The organism is Ectopseudomonas oleovorans (genome assembly GCF_029845265.1).
Classification (GTDB): Bacteria; Pseudomonadota; Gammaproteobacteria; order Pseudomonadales; family Pseudomonadaceae; genus Aquipseudomonas; species Aquipseudomonas oleovorans.
Map to the genome: position 1 here is coordinate 32,996 of NZ_JAOCLK010000023.1, position 22,224 is coordinate 55,219.

General features: G+C 64.0%; 20 protein-coding genes and 1 pseudogene. 13 read left to right on the plus strand and 8 right to left on the minus strand.

From position 1 onward, the window contains the following. Positions 1-56 precede the first annotated feature (56 nt). The 4 genes from N5J71_RS13215 to glnT all read right to left on the minus strand — a co-directional run bounded on the left by N5J71_RS13215 (position 57) and on the right by glnT (position 4,456). Positions 57-1,379, minus strand: coding sequence for an FMN-binding glutamate synthase family protein (locus N5J71_RS13215; RefSeq protein WP_003118336.1), 1,323 nt, complete (start codon positions 1,377-1,379; stop codon positions 57-59). Positions 1,380-1,496: 117 nt separating this feature from the next. Next, positions 1,497-2,171 carry a GltB/FmdC/FwdC-like GXGXG domain-containing protein gene (locus tag N5J71_RS13220; RefSeq protein ID WP_003118335.1) on the minus strand — a complete coding sequence of 225 codons (675 nt, stop codon included), beginning with the start codon at positions 2,169-2,171 and terminating at the stop codon, positions 1,497-1,499. Between the two features lie 11 nt (positions 2,172-2,182). Further along, entirely contained in the window at positions 2,183-3,082 is a 900-nt protein-coding gene (locus N5J71_RS13225) for a class II glutamine amidotransferase (protein ID WP_003118334.1), read from the minus strand. A 39-nt stretch (positions 3,083-3,121) separates the two neighbouring features. Next, on the minus strand, positions 3,122-4,456 hold the full coding sequence (gene glnT / locus N5J71_RS13230) for a type III glutamate--ammonia ligase (protein WP_003118333.1): 1,335 nt from the start codon (positions 4,454-4,456) through the stop codon (positions 3,122-3,124). A 356-nt stretch (positions 4,457-4,812) separates the two neighbouring features. Here glnT and N5J71_RS13235 point away from each other — a divergent pair, with 356 nt between their 5' ends. The 8 genes from N5J71_RS13235 (at position 4,813) to N5J71_RS13270 (ending at position 13,481) form a co-directional block, all read left to right on the plus strand. After that, positions 4,813-5,406: a helix-turn-helix domain-containing protein gene (locus N5J71_RS13235; protein ID WP_003118332.1), complete on the plus strand. Its 594-nt coding sequence runs from the start codon at positions 4,813-4,815 to the stop codon at positions 5,404-5,406. 315 nt (positions 5,407-5,721) lie between these two features. Then, positions 5,722-6,588 (plus strand): formyltetrahydrofolate deformylase, encoded by an 867-nt coding sequence (purU, locus tag N5J71_RS13240; protein WP_003118331.1) that lies wholly within the window; start codon positions 5,722-5,724, stop codon positions 6,586-6,588. After that, positions 6,585-7,508 carry a bifunctional methylenetetrahydrofolate dehydrogenase/methenyltetrahydrofolate cyclohydrolase FolD gene (folD, locus tag N5J71_RS13245; RefSeq protein WP_003118330.1) on the plus strand — a complete coding sequence of 308 codons (924 nt, stop codon included), beginning with the start codon at positions 6,585-6,587 and terminating at the stop codon, positions 7,506-7,508. Before purU ends, folD begins: the two co-directional genes overlap by 4 nt. Continuing rightward, a complete protein-coding gene (locus N5J71_RS13250) occupies positions 7,490-8,731 on the plus strand; it encodes an FAD-dependent oxidoreductase (RefSeq protein WP_003118329.1) in 1,242 nt (413 codons plus the stop codon). Before folD ends, N5J71_RS13250 begins: the two co-directional genes overlap by 19 nt. An 11-nt stretch (positions 8,732-8,742) precedes the next feature. After that, positions 8,743-9,045 carry a sarcosine oxidase subunit delta gene (locus N5J71_RS13255; RefSeq protein WP_003118328.1) on the plus strand — a complete coding sequence of 101 codons (303 nt, stop codon included), beginning with the start codon at positions 8,743-8,745 and terminating at the stop codon, positions 9,043-9,045. Further along, the gene (locus N5J71_RS13260; RefSeq protein ID WP_003118327.1) at positions 9,042-11,939 is read left to right on the plus strand and encodes an FAD-dependent oxidoreductase; all 2,898 of its coding nucleotides are present in this window, start codon (positions 9,042-9,044) and stop codon (positions 11,937-11,939) included. Before N5J71_RS13255 ends, N5J71_RS13260 begins: the two co-directional genes overlap by 4 nt. 3 nt (positions 11,940-11,942) lie before the next feature. After that, complete coding sequence (locus N5J71_RS13265) at positions 11,943-12,521, plus strand: sarcosine oxidase subunit gamma (protein WP_003118326.1); 579 nt, start codon at positions 11,943-11,945, stop codon at positions 12,519-12,521. A gap of 174 nt (positions 12,522-12,695) precedes the next feature. Further along, a complete protein-coding gene (locus tag N5J71_RS13270; RefSeq protein ID WP_279916999.1) occupies positions 12,696-13,481 on the plus strand; it encodes an IclR family transcriptional regulator in 786 nt (261 codons plus the stop codon). 12 nt (positions 13,482-13,493) lie between these two features. Here N5J71_RS13270 and N5J71_RS13275 read toward each other — a convergent pair. Beyond that, positions 13,494-15,438, minus strand: a pseudogene (locus N5J71_RS13275) (methyl-accepting chemotaxis protein). Between the two features lie 204 nt (positions 15,439-15,642). Here N5J71_RS13275 and N5J71_RS13280 point away from each other — a divergent pair. From N5J71_RS13280 to N5J71_RS13300, 5 genes are all read left to right on the plus strand, one after another. Further along, the gene (locus N5J71_RS13280) at positions 15,643-16,686 is read left to right on the plus strand and encodes an LLM class flavin-dependent oxidoreductase (RefSeq protein WP_003118324.1); all 1,044 of its coding nucleotides are present in this window, start codon (positions 15,643-15,645) and stop codon (positions 16,684-16,686) included. A 68-nt stretch (positions 16,687-16,754) separates the two neighbouring features. After that, entirely contained in the window at positions 16,755-16,913 is a 159-nt protein-coding gene (locus tag N5J71_RS13285) for a hypothetical protein (RefSeq protein WP_023106003.1), read from the plus strand. Positions 16,914-17,037: 124 nt separating this feature from the next. After that, positions 17,038-17,724 carry a cysteine hydrolase family protein gene (locus tag N5J71_RS13290; protein ID WP_003118323.1) on the plus strand — a complete coding sequence of 229 codons (687 nt, stop codon included), beginning with the start codon at positions 17,038-17,040 and terminating at the stop codon, positions 17,722-17,724. A gap of 5 nt (positions 17,725-17,729) precedes the next feature. After that, positions 17,730-19,085, plus strand: coding sequence for a purine-cytosine permease family protein (locus tag N5J71_RS13295; RefSeq protein ID WP_279917000.1), 1,356 nt, complete (start codon positions 17,730-17,732; stop codon positions 19,083-19,085). A 442-nt stretch (positions 19,086-19,527) separates the two neighbouring features. After that, positions 19,528-19,911: a helix-turn-helix transcriptional regulator gene (locus N5J71_RS13300; protein WP_279917001.1), complete on the plus strand. Its 384-nt coding sequence runs from the start codon at positions 19,528-19,530 to the stop codon at positions 19,909-19,911. Between the two features lie 14 nt (positions 19,912-19,925). Here the strand turns inward: N5J71_RS13300 and N5J71_RS13305 are convergent, their stop codons facing one another. From N5J71_RS13305 to N5J71_RS13315, 3 genes are read right to left on the minus strand one after another with little or no spacing between them, the layout of a single operon-like run. After that, the gene (locus N5J71_RS13305) at positions 19,926-20,450 is read right to left on the minus strand and encodes a helix-turn-helix transcriptional regulator (protein WP_003118321.1); all 525 of its coding nucleotides are present in this window, start codon (positions 20,448-20,450) and stop codon (positions 19,926-19,928) included. A 4-nt stretch (positions 20,451-20,454) separates the two neighbouring features. Beyond that, positions 20,455-20,730: a hypothetical protein gene (locus N5J71_RS13310; protein WP_012019489.1), complete on the minus strand. Its 276-nt coding sequence runs from the start codon at positions 20,728-20,730 to the stop codon at positions 20,455-20,457. A gap of 60 nt (positions 20,731-20,790) precedes the next feature. Further along, positions 20,791-22,047 carry a tyrosine-type recombinase/integrase gene (locus N5J71_RS13315; protein WP_279917002.1) on the minus strand — a complete coding sequence of 419 codons (1,257 nt, stop codon included), beginning with the start codon at positions 22,045-22,047 and terminating at the stop codon, positions 20,791-20,793. Positions 22,048-22,224: the final 177 nt, after the last annotated feature.

Sequence of the window (22,224 nt, forward strand, 5' to 3'; positions counted from 1 at the left end):
CTCCCGCAGAAATGCAAACGCCCCGAACGCTGACGCGCCCGGGGCGAGCAAAGACCTCAGAACTGTTGGCCGGGAATCCAGCTGGTGCCCGCCAATGGCACACGGGCCATGGCGGCGGCTTCCACGGTCAGGGCCACCAGGTCCTCGGGGTCGAGGTTGTGCAGGTGCGATTTGCCGCAGGCGCGCGCCATGGTCTGCGCTTCCAGCACCAGCACGCGCAGGTAGTTGGCCAGGCGGCGGCCGCCTTCCACCGGGTCGAGGCGCTTGGACAATTCCGGGTCCTGGGTGGTGATACCGGCCGGGTCGCGGCCGTTCTGCCAGTCGTCGTAGTAGCCGGCGGCGGAACCGATCTTCTTCAGCTCGTCATCCAGACGCGGGTGATTGTCGCCCAGCGCCACCAGGGCAGCGGTGCCGATGGCCACGGCGTCGGCGCCCAGGGCCATGGCCTTGGCCACGTCGGCGCCGTTGCGAATGCCGCCGGAGACGATCAGTTGCACCTGGCGGTGCATGCCCATTTCCTGCAGGGCCTGCACGGCTTGCGGGATGGCCGGGAGGATGGGGATGCCGACGTGCTCGATGAACACTTCCTGGGTCGCCGCGGTGCCGCCCTGCATGCCGTCGAGGACGATCACGTCGGCACCGGCCTTCACCGCCAGCTTGACGTCGTAGTAGGGGCGGCTGGCACCGATCTTCACGTAGATGGGTTTTTCCCAGTCGGTGATCTCGCGCAGCTCGGCGATCTTGATCGCCAGGTCGTCCGGGCCGGTCCAGTCCGGGTGGCGGCAGGCGGAGCGCTGGTCGACGCCGATCGGCAGGGTGCGCATGCCGGCGACCCGCTCGGTCACCTTCATGCCTAGCAGCATGCCGCCGCCGCCCGGCTTGGCGCCCTGGCCGAGGACGATCTCGATAGCGTCGGCCTTGCGCAGGTCGTCGGGGTTCATGCCGTAGCGCGACGGCAGGTACTGGTAGACCAGATGTTGCGACTGGCCGCGCTCTTCGGGGGTCATACCGCCATCCCCTGTCGTCGTACTGGTGCCGGCGATGCTGGCGCCGCGGCCGAGGGCTTCCTTGGCGTTGGCCGACAGCGCGCCGAAGCTCATGCCGGCGATGGTGACGGGGATTTTCAGGTGGATCGGCTTCTTGGCGAAGCGGGTGCCGAGTACCACGTCAGTGCCGCACTTTTCGCGGTAGCCTTCCAGCGGGTAGCGGGAGACGCTAGCACCGAGCAGCAGCAGGTCGTCGAAGTGCGGCACCTTGCGCTTGGTGCCACCGCCGCGAATGTCGTAGATGCCGGTTTCGGCGGCGCGCTGTATCTCCTGGATGGTCAAGCGGTCGAAGGTAGCGGACTCGCGCAGTACCGGGGTGTTGTGTTCGCTCATTGCAGATTCCTCGTCGGGGCGATGGTGCGCACAGCGCACCCTACGTCGTGTTGGTGCCCGCCTGAAGGGTACGCGGGGCCGCCAAGGCCGCACGCACCGTCCGGGTTCTGGGTTTGGTCAGTAAGCCGATGCGTTGTCGACCTTGAAGTTGTACAGCTGGCGCGCCGAGCCGTAGCGTTTGAAGCTGGCCGGATCCTCGGCGAAGCCGGCGCGGCCGAGCAGCTCGGCCAGCTCTTCGAAGTGTTCGGCGCGCATCTCCTTCTCGATGCAGTCCGAACCCAGCGATTTGACCGTGCCCTTGACGTAGATGCGGGTCTCGTACAGCGAGTCGCCGAGGGCGTCACCGGCATCGCCGCACACCACGAGTCTGCCCGCCTGGGCCATGAAGCAGCTCATATGGCCGATGCTGCCGCCAACCACGATGTCGACACCCTTCATGGAAATGCCGCAACGCGCGCCGGCGTCGCCTTCGATCACCAGCAGTCCGCCATGGGCGGTAGCGCCCGCGGCCTGGGACGCACTGCCCTTGACCCGCACCGAACCGCTCATCATGTTCTCCGCCACACCGACACCGACGTTGCCGTGCACGGTGATGCAGGCCTTCTGGTTCATGCCGGCGCAGTAGTAACCGGCGTGGCCCTGGATATCGATGCTCACGGCCTGGTTCACGCCAACGGCGAGGTTGTGTTTGCCGTCCGGATGGGTCACCAGCCATTCGCGGTCCTGCACTTCGCCATGCAGGGATTGGTTCAGTTCACGCACCGAGGCGGTGGAAAGGTCGATGGTTTTCATGCGCAGGCTCCTCAGGCGCGTTCCCAGATGTACATGGTCGCCGGCTCCGGCTCCCACACTTTGGCTTTGTCGATGCCCGGCAGGCTGGCCAGGGCCTGGTACTCCGAGGCCATGGCCACGTAGTCGTCGGTCTCGGCGAGAATCGCCGGCTTGCAGGCGATGGGGTCGCGGATCACCGCAAAACCGTTGCGGGTGCCAATCGCGAAGGTGAAGAAACCGTCGAGATCCTCCAGGGAGTGGTCCAGGGCCTCCTTCAGGCTGTCGCCCTGCTGCAGGCGCCAGGTCAGGTAGCCAGCGGCCACCTCGGTGTCGTTCTCGGTCTCGAAGACGATGCCCTGGCGCTTGAGCTCCTGGCGCAGGCGGAAGTGGTTGGAGAGCGAGCCGTTGTGTACCAGGCAGAGGTCGGCGCCGGTGGAGAACGGGTGGCTGCCTTCCATGGTCACCGCGCTTTCGGTGGCCATACGGGTGTGGCCGATGATGTGGCTGCCTTTCATGTTCGCGAGGCCGAAGCGCTCAGAGATTTCCTTCGGCAGGCCCATGCCCTTGAGGATCTCGATGCTCTGGCCGGCGCTCATGATGCGCACGTCGGGGGCGAGGTCAGCGAGGGCGGCACGTACGCGCTCTTCATCGCAGTTGACCTTTAGCACCGCGGCGCTGGCGTTCTGGAACCAGTCCAGGGAGCAACCCAGGCGGCCTTCCAGCGATCCCATCAGGTGCTTCCAGCCGTAGTCGGCCTCGATGGCCTGCAGGGTCAGCTTGACCCAGCCGTCGGCCACTTCATCGCCGTAGATGGCGAAGCCGGCGCTGTCCGGACCACGGTCGGTCATGGCTTCGAGCATGGGTTCGAACAGTTTGCCGAGCTGGCCTTCCAGCTCGGGCTTCTTCAGGTAAAGACCTACGATTCCGCACATGGCGTGTCTCCTCGGGGCAGGTAAATGGGCGACGGGCTGTCAGAAAAATTCGGTGTAGCGCTGGATCTCCCAGTCGGAGACGTGGCGGCTGTACTCCACCCACTCCATGCGCTTCTGCTTGATGAATTCGTCGACGATTTCGGGGCCGAGCACCTCGCGGAACAGCGGGTCGGCTTCCAGGGCGTCGGTGGCTTCCTTGAGCGACTGCGGCAGGGTCTTGATGCCGCGCGCGGCGATCTCTTCGAGGCTCAGGTTGTAGAGGTTCTCGTTGCAGATGGTGTCCGGCTCCAGCTGACGGTCGATGCCGTCCAGGCCGGCGGCGATGATCGCGGCGGTGACCAGGTAGGGGTTGCAGCCGGCATCCGGCAGGCGGAACTCCAGGCGGCCGTAGGGCACGCGCACCATGGCCGAGCGGTTGTTGGCACCGAAGGCGATGAAGGCTGGCGCCCAGGTCGCACCGGACAGCGAGCGCCCCACCACCAGGCGCTTGTAGGAGTTGACCGTGGGCGCGGCAAAGGCGCACAGGGCCGGGCCGTGGGCCAGCAGGCCGGCGGCGAAGTGATAGGCCATTTTCGACAGGCCCATGCCGCTAGGGTCGTTCGGGTCGTGGAAGAGGTTCTTGTTGCTGGCGCTGGCGATGGACAGGTGGAAGTGCATGCCGTTGCCGGCGCGCTTCGGGTCAGGCTTGGGCATGAAGGAGCAGATCATGCCCATGTCGTTGGCGATCTCGCCGGCGGCCATGCGGAAGAAGGTGAAGCGGTCCGCCGATTCCATGGCGTCGCTGTAGGTGTAGTTGATCTCGAACTGGCCGTTCGCGTCCTCGTGGTCGATCTGGTAGATGTCGAAGCCCACCGGTTGCAGGGCTTCGGTCAGGCGCTCGAGGAATTCGCGGGAGCGCGACAGGCCTTTGTAGTCGTAGCAGGGCTTGTCCAGATTATCGGTGGCGTCCACCAGTTGTAGCTTGCCGTCAGCACCACGGCGGAACAGGCTGAATTCCGGCTCCAGTCCGGTGTTCAGGGTCCAGCCCTTGTCGGTCAGACGCTGGACCTGTTGTTGCAGCACGTAGCGGGTGTCGTACGCCCAGGGTTTGCCTTCCACATGTCCGATGCACACCACTCGGCCGTAGCCCGGCTGCCAGGGCACCGGGATCAGGGTGGAGAGGTCGCCACGGGCCATGAAGTCCGGCCCATGCGGTTCCATGCCCATGCCGCAGATGGCGAAACCGGCGAACCCGGCACCGTCCTCGGCCACCGCCTTGAGGCCGGAAATCGGCACGGACTTGGTCTTCGCGGCGCCGTGGATATCGACGAACTGGGCCAGCACGTACTTGATGCCGTGCTGATCGATGATGCGCTGCGTTTCAGTTGGCAACATGGGTCTTCACTCCTGGAAAAGGGCAAGGCGGTCGTTGGATGGCAGGCGATCGAAGACGGGGCGGCGCACGACTGCCACCGTAGTCCGGATCGTCTGAATGAGCAGGTAGCGGTCGGGCTTTTTCATTGAATTCCACACAGGAAACTTAGTTTCCCATCAGGAATGCAAGCAGCTTGCCAATCTGAAAGGCGCGCAGAGGAAGAACTCGGTTTGGCGCCGAGCTACTGTTTATATGGGAAAATCCTTTTCACTGTGGGAAAGTCCCGTGTCGCCATCCGGAGCGGGACGCCCGGACTCGCACTTTCTCAGTGCGAAATTTACTTTCTTGAACTGAAATCGTGCAGGACTCACCGCCCATGACCACCGAGATCCCTCCCCGCCTCCGCCTGGAGCAGTACCTGGGCATGCAGATCAAGCGTCAGCGCCAGGCGCAGGAACTGAAACTGGCGGACGTGGCCCGTATCGCCGGAATCAGCCAGGGCATGTTGAGCAAGATCGAGAACGCCCAGGTCTCCACCAGCCTGGATACCTTGAGCCGTCTCTGCGACGTGCTCGGCATGCCCATGTCCAAACTGTTCAGCCAGTACGACCAACCCGACGGCAGCGCCATCCTGGTCAAGGCCGGCGAGGGCATGGAGGTGGTTCGCCGCGGCACCGAGAAGGGCCACACCTACCACCTGCTCAACCACACTCGTGGACCGAAGAAGAACTTCGAGGCCTACATGGTGAGCATGGACGACGCCAGCGAGGAGTTCCCCACCTTCGCTCACCCCGGCACCGAGTTCCTCCACCTGCTGGAGGGCGAGCTGGTCTATCGCCACGGTAACCAGCTCTACCACCTGCAGGCCGGCGACAGCCTGACCTTCGACGGCGACATCCCGCACGGCCCGGAGCAACTGCTGCAGGTGCCGATCCGCCTGCTGTCGGTGATGAACTACGGCAACGAGTAAGGCCCGTTTCCCCCACAGGGTGCGCCCGGTAACGCCATTCCGGTGCGCATGGCGCACCCTACCCCTCTGTTTCCCGCCACGCCGTAGGGTGCGCCGCGCGCACCGTTCTGCACTCCATCGCTAACGCGACAAGAGTTTCCTGCCAAGATAAAAATTTTCCCATCAAGCTAGACCTGCAGCTTCGCTTCGCCTATAAAAGCGCATCAGGAAACTTTTTTTCCCAGCAGTAATAAACATTCATAGATGAAGTTTCGCTTCACCCACGAAATTTTCCACTTTTGCACTGAGCTGCCGCCCAACAATCGAGGACCAAACATGCAACACGCCACCGACCATTTCATCATCAAGATCAGTTGCCCGGCAGCCTCGGGCATCGTTGCGGCGGTCACCACCTATCTGGCGGACAGGGGTTGCTACATCAGCGAGATGTCGCAGTTCGACGACGAGACCAGCGGCCGTTTCTTCATGCGCGCGGTGTTTCGCTTCAACGACCGCTACGAAGGCGATATCGACGAAGTCGAGCAAGGCTTCGTGGCCGTGGCCCAGCGTTTCGAGATGGAATGGGCGCTGCACAGCACCGCTCAGCCCATGCGCGTGCTGCTGATGGTGAGCAAGTACGATCACTGCCTGGTGGACCTGCTCTATCGCCACCACAAGGGCGAGTTGGACATGCAGATCACCGCCATCGTCTCCAACCACCTCGAGCTGCGGCCCATGGCCGAGCGCGAGGGCATCCGCTTCATCTACCTGCCGGTGACCAAGGACAGCAAGGCCCAGCAGGAAGCGGCGCTGATGAAGATCGTCGACGAGACCCAGACCGAGTTGGTGGTGCTGGCCCGCTACATGCAGATCCTTTCCGACGATCTGTGCAAGCAGCTCTCGGGCCGCGCCATCAACATCCACCATTCCTTCCTGCCCGGCTTCAAGGGCGCCAAGCCCTACCACCAGGCCTACGAGCGCGGCGTGAAGCTGATCGGCGCCACCGCACACTACGTCACCTCGGACCTCGACGAAGGCCCGATCATCGAGCAGGAAGTGCAGCGCGTGGACCATGCCTACCTGCCCGACGATCTGGTCGCCATCGGCCGTGATACCGAAACCGTGGCCCTGTCCAAGGCGGTGAAATACCACCTGGAGCATCGGGTCTTCCTCAATGGCGAGCGCACGGTGATCTTCCGGTGAACACACAAGCCCCCATCAAGCTGATCGACGGCAAGGCCGCCGCCGCCCGCGTGCTGGCCGAAGTGGCCGAGGATGTGCGCGCCCTGAAAGCGGCCGGCATCGTCCCGGCCCTGGCCGTGGTACTGGTCGGCGATGACCCGGCCAGCCAGGTCTACGTGCGCAACAAGGTGCTGCGCGCCGAGGAATGCGGCATCCGCTCGCTGGAATTCAAGTTGCCGGCCGATACCGCCGAAGCCAGGCTGCAGGCACTGATCGCCGAGCTCAATGCCGACGCTTCGGTGCACGGCATCCTGGTGCAGTTACCACTGCCGGCACACATCGACGAGCAGCGCGTGCTGCAGGCCGTCACCCCGTTGAAGGACGTCGACGGTTTCCATGCCGAGAACGTCGGTGGGCTCAGCCAGGGCCGCGAGGTGCTCACCCCCTGCACCCCAGCCGGGTGCCTGCGCCTGTTGCAGGACAGCTGCGGTGATCTGACCGGCAAGCATGCGGTGGTGATCGGCCGCTCCAATATCGTCGGCAAGCCCATGGCCGCCCTGTTGCTCAAGGCCCACTGCTCGGTGACCGTGGTGCACTCGAAGAGCGCCAACCTGAAGACCCTGTGCCGTCAGGCCGACATCGTCGTCGCCGCCGTCGGCCGACCGCGCCTGGTCGATGCCGACTGGCTCAAGCCCGGGGCCGTGGTGATCGACGTGGGCATCAATCGCATCGATGAAAACGGCCGCTCGCGACTGGTGGGCGACGTCGACTTCGACTCTGCCCTGCCGCAGGTTTCGGCTATCACCCCGGTGCCCGGCGGCGTCGGCCCGATGACCATCGCCTACCTGATGAAAAACACCCTGGTCGCGGCGCGCCTGCAACAGACGGCCCCGTCCAACCTGACCCAGCGCGCGGAGGCAGCATGCCCTTCAATCTCCTGAAATACGGCCTGAGTTCGGAATACCCGGTGGAAGTCGACCTGCCGCCGCCGCGCGAACTCAAGACGTCCTACGACGTGGTGATCATCGGCGGCGGCGGCCACGGCCTGGCCATCGCCTACTACCTGGCCAAGTACCACGGCATCACCAATGTCGCGGTGCTGGAAAAGAGCTACCTCGGCGGCGGCAATACCGCGCGCAACACCGCTGTGATTCGTTCCAACTACCTCACCAGCGAAGGCGTGCGCTTCTACGCCGAGTCGGTGCGACTGTTCAAGGAGCTGTCCAACGAGTTCGACTTCAACATCATGTATTCCGAGCGCGGCCAGCTCACCCTGGCCCACACGGACGCCACGGTGCGCGCCTTCCGTCAGCGCGCCGAGGTGAACAAACACTTCGGCGGACGCACCGAGATGATCGACCGCCAACAGATCCGCGAACTGGTGCCGAGCCTCAACCTCGACCCCGGCCACCTGCCGGTGCTCGCCGGCCTCTGGCATATCGACGGCGCCACCGCGCGCCACGACGCCGTGGCCTGGGGCTACGCCAAACAGGCGGCCAAGCGCGGCGTGGAAATCCACCAGCTCACCGAGGTGCAGGATCTGGTGATCGAAAACGGCCGCATCACCGCGGTAAAGACCAACCGCGGCATAGTGAGGTGCGGCTGCGCGGTGCAGGCCATCGCCGGCGCCAGCTCGCTGATGCTGGCCAAGGCCGGCATTCGCGCGCCGATCCACACCTACCCGCTGCAGGCCATGGTGACCCAGCCGTTCAAGCCCTTCCTCGATCCGCTGGTGAGTTCCTCCGCGCTGCACTGCTACGTGCAGCAGACCAGCCGCGGCGAGATCGTCTTCGGCGGCGGCTCCGACCCCTATCCGCTGTACAACACCCGCTCGACCCTGGATCTGAAGGAGAGCCTGCTGGCCCATGCCATCGAGATGTTCCCCTTCATGGCCAACGCCAAACTGATGCGCCAGTGGGCCGGCATTACCGACATGACTCCGGACTACAGCCCGATCATGGGACTGTCGCCGGTGCAGAACTATTACCTCGACGCCGGCTGGGGCACCTGGGGCTTCAAGTCCACGCCCATCTGCGGCAAGACCATGGCCGAGTTGGTGGCCGCAGGCGGCAAGGTGCCGGAGCTTATCCGGCCCTTCGCCCTGGAGCGTTTTTCCACCTTCCAGCAGGTCAACGAAATGGGCGCCACGGCGGCCAGCCACTAAAGGAGCGGAAGATGAAAATCATGAACTGCCCGCTCAACGGGCCGAGAAACATCAGCGAATTCACCTACGGCGGCGAACTCAAGGCCATGCCGGATCCGGCCACCTGCAGCGACTCCGAGTGGGCCGACTACGTGTTCAACAGCGACAACGCCGCTGGCGTGGTGCGCGAGTGGTGGCTGCACAACGCGTCCAGCTACTGGTTCCTCGCCGAGCGCCATACGGTCAGCGACAAGATCATTCGCACCTTCGATCCGAAGGAAATCTTCACCCAGCGGGTCGAGTTCGCCGCGCACACCGAGGAGATCGTACGATGAATCGCCTCCCAGCCCCCATGGGCCTGCTGATCGACCGCGATCAGCCACTGCGTTTCAGCTTCGACGGCACCGATTACCAGGGTCTTGCTGGCGACAGCATCGCCAGCGCGCTGCTCGCCAACGGCCGCTGGTTGCTCTCGCGCTCGTTCAAGTACCACCGCCCGCGCGGCCCGTTGAGCATGGCCGGGCAGGACGCCAACACCCTGGTGCAGTTGCCTGACGAGCCCAATGTGCTGGCCGACACCCAGGCGCTCCAAGCCGGGCTCGCCGTCACCGGGCAGAACTTCAACGGCTCGCTGGACAACGACCGCGACGCCTACCTGGGCAAGTTCTCCAAATTCATGCCGGTGGGTTTCTACTACCGCTCGTTCTACAAGCCCAAGGGCATATGGAAGGTGTGGGAGCCGCTGATCCGCAAGAAGGCCGGCCTCGGCGTGCTCGATCTGAACTTCAAGCCGCAGTACTACGACAAGGCCTACCTGTTCGTCGACGTCGCCATCGTCGGCGCCGGCCCGGCCGGGCTGTCCGCCGCGCTGACCGCCGCCAATGCCGGGGCCAAAGTGCTGCTGATAGAACAGCAGCCGCTGCTCGGCGGCTCGCTGACCTACGCCCGTTTCGATATCGAGGGCCGCCGCGCCGAGGCGCTGCGCCGTGATCTGGTGAGCGCCGTGCAAGGCCACACCAATATCCAGGTACTGACGCAGGCCACCTGCAACGCCTGGTTCACCGACAACTACCTGCCGGTGATCCAGAGCCGACGGATGTACAAGGTGCGTGCGCGGCAGTGCATCGTCAGCGCCGGCTCCTTCGACCAGCCGGTGGTGTTTCGCAACAACGACCTGCCCGGGGTCATGCTCACCAGCGCCGCCCAGCGCCTGATGAAGCTCTACGCGGTCAAGCCCGGCCAGCGCGCCGTGCTGCTCACCGGCAACGACGACGGCTACCTGGCCGCCCTCGACCTGGCCGAACAGGGCGTGCAGGTCGCTGCCCTGGTGGACATGCGCTTGCAGCCGGCCGATGTCGCGCTGAAGGTCGCCGTGGAAAAGCAGGGCATCCCCTGCCACCTGGGCAGCACCGTGTACGAGGCCCTGCACGAGAAGGGTATGCGCCATGTCAGCGGCGCGGATATCCGCCGCATCACCGCCCAGGGCCAGGTTGCCGCCCAGGGAGTTCACGTCGACTGCGACCTGCTGTGCATGTCCGCCGGCTACATGCCGGTCTACCAGCTGCTGTGCCAAGCAGGCGGCAAGCTGGCCTACGACGAGCAGCGCGCCGAGTTCGCCATCAGTGGCCTGCCGGAAGGGTTGGCGATCGCCGGTTCGGTCGGCGGTCGCCACCATCTGGACAACGTACTCGCCGACGGCGCCCGCGCCGCCGCACGGGCAGTCGAAGCACTGGGCCTGGATGCCGGCATTGGCGAAGCGAGCCTGCGCGGCGAGGCGCGGGTCAACTTCGAGTGGCCGATATTCCCCCATCCCAAGGGCAAGGATTTCGTCGACTTCGACGAAGACCTGCAGGTTCGCGACATCGTCAACGCCACCCGCATCGGCTACCGCGACGTGCAACTGGTCAAGCGCTTTTCCACCGTCGGCATGGGCCCGTCCCAGGGCCGCCACTCGGCGCTGCCCACCGCGCGCCTGGTAGCCCAGGCCACCGGCCGCAGTATCGGCGAAACCGGCGTGACCACCGCGCGGCCGCCGTTCGAAGCAGAAAAACTGGCCCACGTCGCCGGCCGCGCCTTCGACCCCTATCGTCACACCGCCATGCACAGCCGCCATGTCGCCGCCGGCGCCAAGCTGATGCCCGCCGGTATCTGGCAGCGTCCAGCGTTCTACGGCAAGGCCGAAGATCGCGAACGCTGCATGCAGGAAGAAGCCCGCCACGTGCGCGAGAAGGTCGGCCTGATCGACGTGTCCACCCTCGGCGGCCTCGACGTGCGCGGCCCGGATGCCGCCGAGTTGCTCGAGCGCATCTACACCCTGCCATTCAAAAAGCAGCCGCTGCTGCGCACTCGCTATGCGTTGATGACCAACGAGCACGGCGTGGTGATCGACGACGGCGTCTGCGCGCGGCTGGCGGACAATCACTTCTACGTCACCGCCACCACCAGCGGCGTCGACCGCATCTACCAGCAGATGCTCAAGTGGAACGCGCAGTGGCGGCTGAACGTGGACATCACCAACGTCACAGCCGCCCTGGCGGCGGTCAACCTGGCCGGGCCACTGTCGCGCCAGGTGCTGCAGAAGCTCTGCGCGGACGTCGACCTGTCCGCCGAGGGCTTCCCCTATCTGGCCGCACGCACCGGCAGCGTCGCCGGCATACCGGCGCGGCTGATGCGGGTCGGTTTCGTCGGTGAGCTGGGCTATGAAATCCACGTACCGGCACGTCATGGGGCACGGCTGTGGGACGCATTAATGGAGGCCGGCGCAGAGTTCGGTATCCGCCCCTTCGGCGTCGAGACCCAACGCCTGCTGCGCCTGGAGAAAGGCCACGTGATCATCAGCCAGGACACAGATGGTATGACCCATCCCGGCGAGATCGACATGCAGTGGGCCATCGGCCGCAAGAAACCGTTCTTCGTCGGCAAGCGCTCGATCGAAATCCTCGAAGCGCAGCCGCTCAAGCGCAAGCTGGTCGGTTTCACCCTGCCCAAGGGCAGTGCGCAGCCGCTGGAGGGTCACCTGGTGCTCAATGGGCCCGACATCAGCGGCAACGTCACCTCTTGCGAGTATTCGGCGACCCTCGGCCAGATCATCGGCCTGGCCTACGCCGGCGCCGACCAGGCCGAGCCAGGCATGCGGATTCCGATCCGAGTCGATGGCGGCCAGGTGGTGCAGGCCACGGTGGTGCAACTGCCCTTCTTCGATCCCGACAACCAGCGCCAGGAGCTCTGAGCCATGACCAGCCTCAATACCCTCGAGCGCTGCGCGCTCATCGACCTCACCGACCTGCCGCGGGTGGGCTTTCGCGGCGTGGACAGCGCCACCTGGCTCAGAGAGCGCGGCTACCAACTGCCAGAAGTGCCCAACCGGGCACTGCTCCAGGCCGACGGATCGCTGGTGGCACGCCTGTCGCAGACCGAGTACCTGCTGCTCGGCAGCCTGGCCGATCGAGGCGAGCGGATTGCCAGCGAGGAAGCTGGGTGGCAGTTGACCGATCAGGGCAACTACCTGCTGCCGCGCCAGGACAGCCACGCCTGGCTGCAACTGTCCGGTCGGCACGTGGCCGAGGTGATGGCCAAGCTCTGCGGAGTCGACCTGCGTCCACAGGCCTTCCCCACCGGCCAGGTGGCCCAGACTTCAGCAGCCCGGATCAACGTCATAGTGATCAATGCCGGCTCGGGCGATCTGCCGCGCCTGCATATCCTCTGCGACCGAGCGTCGCTCGAGTACTTCCGCGACGCCATGCTCGATGCCATGAACGAGTTCGGCGGCCAGCCGGTGGCGCTGGACGTGCTGGAAAAGCAGCTGGCCTGATGCCCCGCCAATGGCCACATGGTGGAAATAAACAGCTATTTCCACCCTACGGGAACCGGGTGGCAACTCGCAAACCGTAGGGTGGATCACGCTTCACCGATCCACCATTCGGCCTCATGTCAGACACCCATGCTGGGGCACCCAACAATGCCAGGGCCCCATGGAGCCCCATGAATGACCGCCATCGAAACCCCGGATCGGGAAACCGATTACCGCGTGCCGGCGTTGCAACGCGGCCTGAGCATCCTCGCTATGTTCAATGCCCGCGAACGCAGCCTGGGCATGAACGACATGGCCGAACGTCTCGGGGTCAGCCCTTCGGCCGTCTACCGCATCGTGCAGACACTGGTCGACATGGGCTACCTGCGCAAGGTCGGCCGCCATGCCTTCGAACTGGGCCCCCAGGTAGTCAGCGAAGGCTTTGCCTACCTGGCCAGCCGCGACATCGTCGAAGTGGCCATGCCCCATCTAAACGACCTACGCGACCGCACCTCGCTGTCATGTCACCTGAGCATCCGCGAGCAGACCGATAGCCTCTACCTGTACCGCGCCATGGCCCCGCAGCGCCTGGCGGTGAACATTCCCGTCGGTACTCGCCTGCCCTGCCACAGTACGGCCCTGGGCCGCGTGCTGCTGAGTGGCTTGAGCGAGGTACAGCTGAGCGCGCTCTACCAGCACGTGCGCCTGGACGACTATCCGCCGCCAGCCCCGCGCACCCTGCCGGAGCTACAGCAGGTGATCGCCGAGGACCGCCAGCGTGGCTGGGTGCTGCACCGCTCCGACTACTCCACCGCCATCGCCACCGGCATCCGCGATCACAGCGGCGCCGTCGTCGCCGCTATCAACCTGTCCGGCCCGGACGCGGTGATGGATACCCAAGTTGCCCAGGAAGGCTTTCTCGCCGCCTTGCTCGCGGCAAGCCACGATGTGTCGCAGGCACTGGGACACATCGCCGCGTGATCATGCCGCGCCTCAGGTTCTGAAGCGCGATACCAGCTGGTTCAGTTCATCGGAGAGCCCGGCCAGGGTCTGCGCATCCTCGCTGGAGCTGCCGGCGAGCTCCGCCACACGCTGCGCATTGTGGTGAATCTGGCTGATGTGCTGGTTGATCTCCTCTGCCACCTGGTGCTGCTCCTCGGCGGCGGTGGCGATCTGCGTGTTCATGTCGCGGATCACGTCCACCGACTCGCGGATCAGCTCGAAGCTGCTGCGCGCATCGTTGATCGAGCCGACCGTCTGCTGCGACACGTCCAGGCTGGCATGCATCTGCTTGCCCATCTCGTTGGTGCGCCGCGCCAGGTTGCCGAGCAGGCTGTCGATTTCCCCGGTGGAGTCGGCGGTACGCTTGGCCAGCGCGCACCTCATCAGCCACCACGGCAAAACCCCGGCCCTGCTCGCCGGCGCGAGCGGCCTCGATGGCGGCATTCAGCGCCAGCAGATTGGTCTGCTCGGCGATGGAGCGGATGGTGCCGAGAATCGACTGGATATCGCTGCTGTCCTGCTCCAGTTGCTGCATCGCCGCGACCGAATGCTCGATCTCACGGCTCAGGCGATCGACACTGGCCACCGCCTGGTCGATCTGCCGTTGGCCGTCGTGCGCCTGGCGCTGGCCGTTGTCGGCCGAGTCCGCGGCCTGGCTGCAGGAGCGCGCCACCTCGTTGGCGGTCATGACCATTTCATGGAAGGCGGTGGACACCATGTCCACCGCCTCGCGCTGGCGAGAAGCGGCGTTGGCCATCTCCAGCGAAACCGCGGTGGAGCTGCTCGACATGCGATAGATCTGCGCCGCGGCCTGGCCGATGCGCTGAATCAGTTGGCGAATGGCGCCGAGGAACTGGTTGAACCAGCCGGCCAGTTGCGCCGTTTCGTCGCGCCCGCGCACCGCCAGGCTGGTGGTCAGGTCGCCCTCGCCCTGGGCGATGTCTGCCAGCCCGCTGGCCACGGCGCGGATCGGCCGCACGATCAACCCGGCAAACAGCGCGCCAGTGACGGCGAACGCCAGCGCGACCAGGGCCGCGATCAGCACGATGATCCAGGTCAGGCGGGTTGCGGCGGCCATCACCTCGCTCTCGCGGATCAGCCCGACGAACTGCCAACCCAGCTGTTCTGAGCTGTAGACATTGGCCATGTAATGCTCGCCGTCCAGCTCCACCTCGACCAGCCCCTGCTGAGTCGCGGCCAGGCGCGCATAGCCCTCGCCTAGCTCGGCCAGGGCCTTGAAGTTATGCTGCGGCTGGCTAGGGTCCACCAGCACCGTACCGTTTTTCTCCATCAGCATCAGGTAGCCGCTGTCACCCAGCTTGATCTGCCGCACGATGTCGGTGAGCTGCTGCAGCGACACGTCGATGTTCACCACCCCACCCTCCTTCCCGAGGCGGTTGGCGAAACTGCGCACGGTGCTGACCAGCACCACATCGTCCGCCGCCCAGTAGTAGGCCTCGGTGCGCAGGGTCTTACCGGGGTTGGCCATCGCCCGCTGATACCAGGGGCGGGTGCGCGGGTCGTAGTTGGCCAGGCTGGCATCGCCGGGCCAGAACACATAACCACCCTCGTTGGTGCCCAACGACAGATAGGCGTAGGCCGGATGACTGGCCGCCAGGGCGGCGAAAAGCTCGAACACCCGAGCGTCGTGCTCACCCTCGCCGAACTGGGCGGCGTCGGCCGTGAGGTAGCGTTTGACGTCGCGGTCTAGGCTGTTCAACAAGGGGTGCCCCGCCAGGTAGTCGACGTTCTGGCCGATTCCCTCGAAGAACAGCTGCATGGCGTTGTCCACCTGGCGCATCTCGCGGCTGCTGCTGTCGAGAAAACCCTGCCGCGCCTCGCCGCGCACATTGAGGATGACCAGAACCGCGACCAGGACCACCGGTAGGCTGGCGATCGCCGCGAATGCCAGGATCAGCTTGTGTTTGATGTTCATCCCCGCTCCTTGCTGGTGCTTGTACTCTGTTAAAAAGGCCTTGCAGATATACAGTATTATGGTATACCAATAAATAGCAATCCGCTTTGCCTTGCTGCAGCGCCGCTGCGGCGCCAGTGCAATCAACAAACACCGAGCGCGATGAACGCGTCACCACAGTCGGCCAGGCCATGGCCAACCAGACACAGGTTCGAGGAACGCATCATGAAATTTTCTTTGTTCGTGCATATGGAGCGCTACGACGAGCAGACCAGTCATCGCCAACTGTTCGAGGACCTCACCGAGTTGACCCTGCTGGCGGAAGCCGGCGGTTTCAGCACCGTATGGATCGGCGAACACCATGCGATGGAGTACACCATCTCGCCGAGCCCGATGCCGCTGCTGGCCTACCTGGCCGCGCGCACCAGCACCATCCGCCTCGGCGCCGGCACCATCATCGCGCCCTTCTGGCACCCCATCCGCGTCGCCGGCGAATGTGCCCTGCTCGACGTGATCAGCAACGGGCGCATGGAGGTGGGCCTGGCCCGCGGCGCCTACCAGTACGAGTTCGACCGCATGGCCAACGGCATGCCGGCCACCGACGGCGGCAAGTACCTGCGCGAGATGGTGCCGGTGGTCCAGGCGCTATGGCGGGGCGACGTCGCCCACGACGGCGAGATCTGGAAGTTCCCCACCTCCACCTCCTCGCCGCGGCCGCTCCAGCAGCCCGGTCCGCCCATGTGGATCGCCGCACGCGACCCGGACTCGCACAACTTCGCCGTGGCCAATGGCTGCAACGTGATGGTCACCCCGCTGATGAAGGGCGACGAGGAAGTGGTCGATCTGAAGAACAAGTTCGAGGCCGCCCTGGCCAACAATCCCGAGGTGCCGCGTCCGCAACTGATGGTGCTGCGCCACACCCACGTCCACGCCAAGGACGACCCGGACGGCTGGAAGGTCGGCGCCGCGGCCATCTCCAAGTTCTACCGCACCTTCGACGCCTGGTTCGGCAACAAGCAGACCCCGGTCAACGGCCTGCTGCCGCCGAGCCCGGAAGAGAAGTTCAAGGAGCGCCCGGAGTTCGAGCTGGACAACATCCGCAAGAACACCATGATCGGCACCCCGGAAGAAATTATCGCGCGCATCCGCCACTACCAGGAGCTGGGCGTGGACGAATTCAGCTTCTGGGCCGACAACAGCCTGCCGCACGCCGAGAAGAAGAAATCCCTGGAGCTCTTCATCAAGCACGTGGTGCCCGCTTTCCGCTAATCGATGCAGCAAGCGGCCGGATCGGGCGATCCGGCCGCCTTTCACCAACCCACAGGTGGTCGAACGCCATGCACACGACTGGCCTCACCCTCTGCACCGTCAAGCCACTGCCCGGGGCCGCCATGGCCTATCTGCGCGGCACGTGTACACCCGCCCATGTATTCCTCAAGCGCCTGCGTTCCTCAGTTACCGCCAAGCAGAATGGCTTCTGGCAGATAGTCCGCTAAACAACTCTCCTCGCTGAATTTCGCCCGCGTCCGACTCCCCGTCGTCGCGCCATGGCGCCCTCGTGCGCCCGGCCGATGCTGCAGTCGACGCGCATTCATGGCCGAACAACAACAAGAGTTGCTTATGAACACAGACAGAGCCTTACTCGTCATCGACATGCAGCAGGAAGACGGTTTTCCCCTGCATGGCTTCGACCGGGTTATCCACAACAACATCCGCCTGCTGGATGCAGCCCGGCAGACGGGCATCCCCATTATCTACACCCGGCACGTCAACGCGACGGACGGCAGCGATCTGCCTCCGGGCGAGCCGGTCGACGCCGCCGGTCGCCCGCGGAGTTATCGTGCCGGCACCCACCAGGTGGAAATCGTCGACTGCCTGGCGCCCAGAGCCGGCGAGCGAGTGATCGACAAGCCACGTTACAGTGCATTCCACCGCACCGACCTCGCTCAGCAGCTAGCGGGAATGGGAACCTGCCGGCTGGTCATCAGCGGCGTGCTCACCGACGCCTGCGTACTGGCCACAGTGCTGGACGCCTTCGCCCTGGGCTACGCCGTCGACCTGATCGCCGATGCCTGCACCAGCACGACTGAATCCGCCCACAACGCGGCGCTGTTGATCATGGCCAACTGGATTTACGCCATCGAACTCTTCGCCACCGAGCAATTCCTGCAAGTCCTTGAGGGAAGAGCCTGCCAGTCCTGCCGCCCAAGCGAGCCCGATCAGTTCGCACACCATCCTGAGCAGTTCGTCGCCACCATTGCCCGCCTTCAATCCGCCCTGGGTCAACCCGGGCGTAAACAGGAGTAATCGCCATGCAAGTCGAGAAAAGAAGCATCGATTTCATCCCCGAAAACGAACGCCACGGCCAGCCGGGTTCGCTGTTCTACATCTGGTTCGGCGCCAACATGAACATCACCACCATCGCCTCCGGCGTGCTGCCGGTGATGCTCGGCCTGAACCTGTTCTGGAGCGCCCTGGCGATCGTCCTCGGTTCGCTGATCGGCGCCGTCTTCATGGCCTCGCATTCGGCCCAGGGCCCCAGACTGGGCATCCCGCAGATGATCCAGAGCCGCGCCCAGTTCGGCGTGCTCGGCGCGGTGCTGCCGCTGCTGTTCGTGATGCTCATCTACCTGGGCTTCTTCGTCAGCAACACCCTGCTGGCGGCGCAGGCCATCGAGTCGGTCAGCCCGCTGGGCGGCACGGGCAACATCTACCTGATCGGCGCGCTGTGCTTCGTGGTCGCGCTCTACGGCTACCGCCTGATCCACCGCCTGCAGAAGCTGCTGTCACTACTCTCGGTCCTGGTGTTCCTGGTCGCGACCGGCCTGGCGCTGGGCCTGCCAATTCCCGAGACTCAATGGTCGCCCGTGGGATTCTCGTTGTCGAAGTTCATGGTGGCGGTCAGCATTGCGGTCACCTGGCAGCTGTCCTATGCGCCCTATGTCGCCGACTATTCCCGCTATCTACCGAGCGACACGCCGATGTCTCGGGTGTTCTGGTTCAGCTATGGTGGAACAGTGGTCGGCGGGGCCTGGATGATGATCCTCGGCGCAATGCTGTGCGTGGCCGTCGACGGCTTCTCCGACAACGTCGGCAGCCATCTCGCAATGCTGTTCGGCGCCGCCGCCGTGCCGCTGTTCATCTTCATCGTCTACGGCCAGGTAGCGATCAACGTGTTCAACCTGTACGGCGCATTCATGTCGACGGTCACGGTGATCGAGCCCTTCGCCCGCCTGCGAGTAACACCACGTATGCGGGGCCTGTTCATGCTGGTGATCAGCGTCATCGCCACTGCGCTCTGCACCGTCAGCCAGGAAGACTTCATCAGTTACTTCCTGAATTTCATCTTCTTCATGAGTTACTTCCTGATCCCGTGGACCGCCATCAATCTGGTGGACTACTACTGCCTCAGGAAAGGAGACTACTGCGTGGAGGATATCTTCGACTTGGACGGTCGCTACGGCCGGGTCAACATGGTGGCCTGCGGCAGCTTCCTGTTAGCGATCCTGCTGGAGATACCGTTTATGAACACCACGCTATACGTGGGCCCCATCGCCAATGCGCTGAACGGCGTCGACCTGGCCTGGGTGGTGGGCCTGCTAGTACCAGCCCTGACCTACTACTGGGCGATGCGGCGTAGCCTGGAGCGCAGCCTCCAGCCCTCATAACCCAGCCCGTTGCAGCGGCCAGGCAACGGACTGCCGGGCAGAGCCCTGGGGCTGCTGTGCAGCCCCTTCGCGCAGAGGCAGGCGCCACTCCCACCTGGACGGAACCTTCAAGACTTGCAGGACAGGGATACCGATCCGCAAACCGTTCGACTCAATCCTGACGCTCGAAGATCGCCCCCTCCAACATCAGCACCTCGCCGCGGTTGGAACAGAGTCCTCCGCCTTCCGCACGCTATTTACCTGGTCTGGGTCATAAACATTCTTTGCGATGGACATTATCCAACTTAAGCAAGTGTCTCTCCGCTCGGTAGAGACCACTTTGCTGGGAAAAGAGTGCGGCGGAACTTTTTCAACAGAATCACCAGAAGCAGCCTCCGACTACGCCACAGCAAGGTGCATTACCTGGTATTGAAATCCACTCTCTTTCCCATGGAGCGTAATCATGGAGATAGAGATGGATACTTCTTCGCGTACTACCGAGGTTCTCGATACCGCCTCTGACCAGTCCCTCCCCTTACCGGGCACGGAAGCCTACGAGTCGCTTCCGCAGTTCCCGAAGGGCAGCCCCCTACCCTTCCGGCGAACAATTCGCAAGCATGAGCTGAGACAGATCGTCCCCCTGGCTGAATCAACGATCTACGAGATGGAGCGTCGCGGCGAGTTCCCCCGGCACTTCAACCTGACACCACGTTGCGTGGTCTGGGATCTGGCCGAGGTGGAGGCCTGGATCGAGGAGCGCAAGCGGGCGCCTCGGGTCAATATCAGCAAGCCGGATGTTTACCTACGGAAAACCCGCCCTGTCCGGGCGGGCTCAAGCCAAGCATGAAGCCGGCGCCGTCCTCATCCGACAAGGGCTTGCAGTTCCTTGGAGGCCGGGCGAGTGAGTCGTCGTTCTTCCTTGGCCAGGTTGACCTGCTGGGCTACCTGAGCCACATCCAGAACGCCACCAGGCAGCAAATAGCTGCCTTTGGCTTGCAGCCAGGCCAGCACGTCCGCCAGATGCCAGATCGAAGCACTGCCCTCGTGCACCGGAGTAGGGAAGCTGCCTGGATAAGCCAACATCAGCTTGCGCATGTTCTGGCGCGACACGCCGACGATCTCCGCCACATCGGTGAGTCCGACTAGGTCCGGTGCCACCTCGATCAGCCTGGCCGACGGTAAGGCACTGCGCACGTCGGCCAGTGCGCTGCGCACAGCCGCCTCAGCGTTCTCCGCTTCACGGGTGAACTCCAGCGCCAGACGACCTGGCTGACCAATGCCGATCAGGGCATCGTCGCAGCCAGCCTCGCCGAGACGCTCGACCAACGCTTCCGGATCACGGTCATCGTCGGCCAGTTGGTATTTCAGGGTGAAGATGTATTCCATAGCGCTACTCCTCTGCGCCCTCAGCGGTCTGCCGCTGCTTACGGTGCGTGGTGCAGTTGTCGACGACGCGCCGAAGGGCACGCGCATGGTTGCCTGGGTTCTTCGGTGTGCTCCACACGCTGGTGATGCAGAACTCGCCGCAGCGACACTCTTCATCGTTGTAGGGACAGTAGATTCGTCCCCAAGCGTGGCTACCACCCAGCTCTATGCGCCAGCCCTGCTCTTCGGCATGCCTGAGTGCTTCTTCGACCTCTTTCTTCGAGTGAGAAGGACGGGTCATCAGTGATCTCCAGTATTCGCATGACCGGCAAGGTTGTCAACTGACAACCTTGCACTTTCCTTAAACCGTGGCACTCAACACCGGCACTACAACGCTGTCCGGCAGTAGCTGGGGAACATGAGTGCGGCCATCGATCCAGGCGTCGATCATGTCCGCCCACTCCTGCAGCATGTGCCTGCGCTGTTCCGCGTACTCGGCCTTGTTGTAGACCGAGCGCGAGGAGCGACCATCCTCGTGAGCCAGGCATTTCTCGATCCAGTCGCCGTTGAAGCCCACCTCGTTGAGCAGCGTGGAACCAGTCCTGCGCAGGTCGTGGACGGTGAACGGCTCCAACGGCAGGCCTGCTTCCTTCGCACGGGAGGCGATAAGCTGGGTGATGCGGTTCAGGGTGGCGTGCGACATACAGCGGTAGATGTCATAGCGCGAGGGCAACACATAGCGGGAACCGGCCGCACAGGTGTGCAACGCCACGAAGATGTCCAAGGCCTGGCGCGACAGGTAGACAACGTGCGGGTTACGCCCCTTCATCCGTTCCTTGGAGATCGTCCAGGTGGCGTTCTCGAAGTCCACCTCGTCCCAGGTTGCCTCGATCAGCTCGCTCTTGCGTACCAAGGTCAGCAGCACCAGCCGCAAGGCCAGCTTGATCGTGGGATACGCGGCGATAGTCTCCAGTTGATGGAAGGCCAGCCGAATTTCGGTCGGGCTCAGCGCTCGATCCTTCGGCACGAAAGTGGCGATGGAAGACGCCTTAACGTCGTCAGCCGGATTCTCGACCTTCTCTCCATGCAGGATCGCGAACGCATAGACCTGTTTCACGATGTCGCGAATATGGACCGCAGTTGCCGGCGCTCCTCGAGCCTTCACCTTGGCACACAGGGCTCGCAGATCGTCAGGGGTGATTTCGGTCAGCAGCCGGTTCTCGAAGACCGGCAGGATGTCTCGGTCGATGATGCTTTTGCGCATCGCGCGCGTGCTGTCGGCCATGCGCGCACCGGCCAACCACTTCGTCAGCGTTTCACCGAAATTCTTGGCAGCGTTCAGGCGCCGCTTCGCGCGCTGCTTTTCCAGGGAGGGAGACTTGCCCAGGGCGACCATGCGCTTGGCATCGAACAGCTTCTCGCGAGCCATGGCCAGGGATATGCCAGTCGGACCATAGCGTCCGATGGTTAGCGTTTCTCTGCGTCCATTGAGACGGTAGTCGTAGCGAAAGGTGACGGTACCGGTAGGCGATACCGTCACGTACATACCATCGCGGTCGGAAGCCTTGTACAGCTTGGACTTGGGCTTGAGATTGCGCAGTTTGCTATCAGTAAGCATCGAGGTTTTTACTCCTGTTCATGACGGCTTTTACCGTCAAGGGTCAGGAGACCTGTTGATGCCGGGAAAGCCGCACGGGGCAAGCTTTCCCAAGGAGCGATTTACCGTCAAAGACCGGTTTTGACCGGATAGTAAACAGAACGGTCTCAATCCGACCGCTGTTTACTACCGTCACCG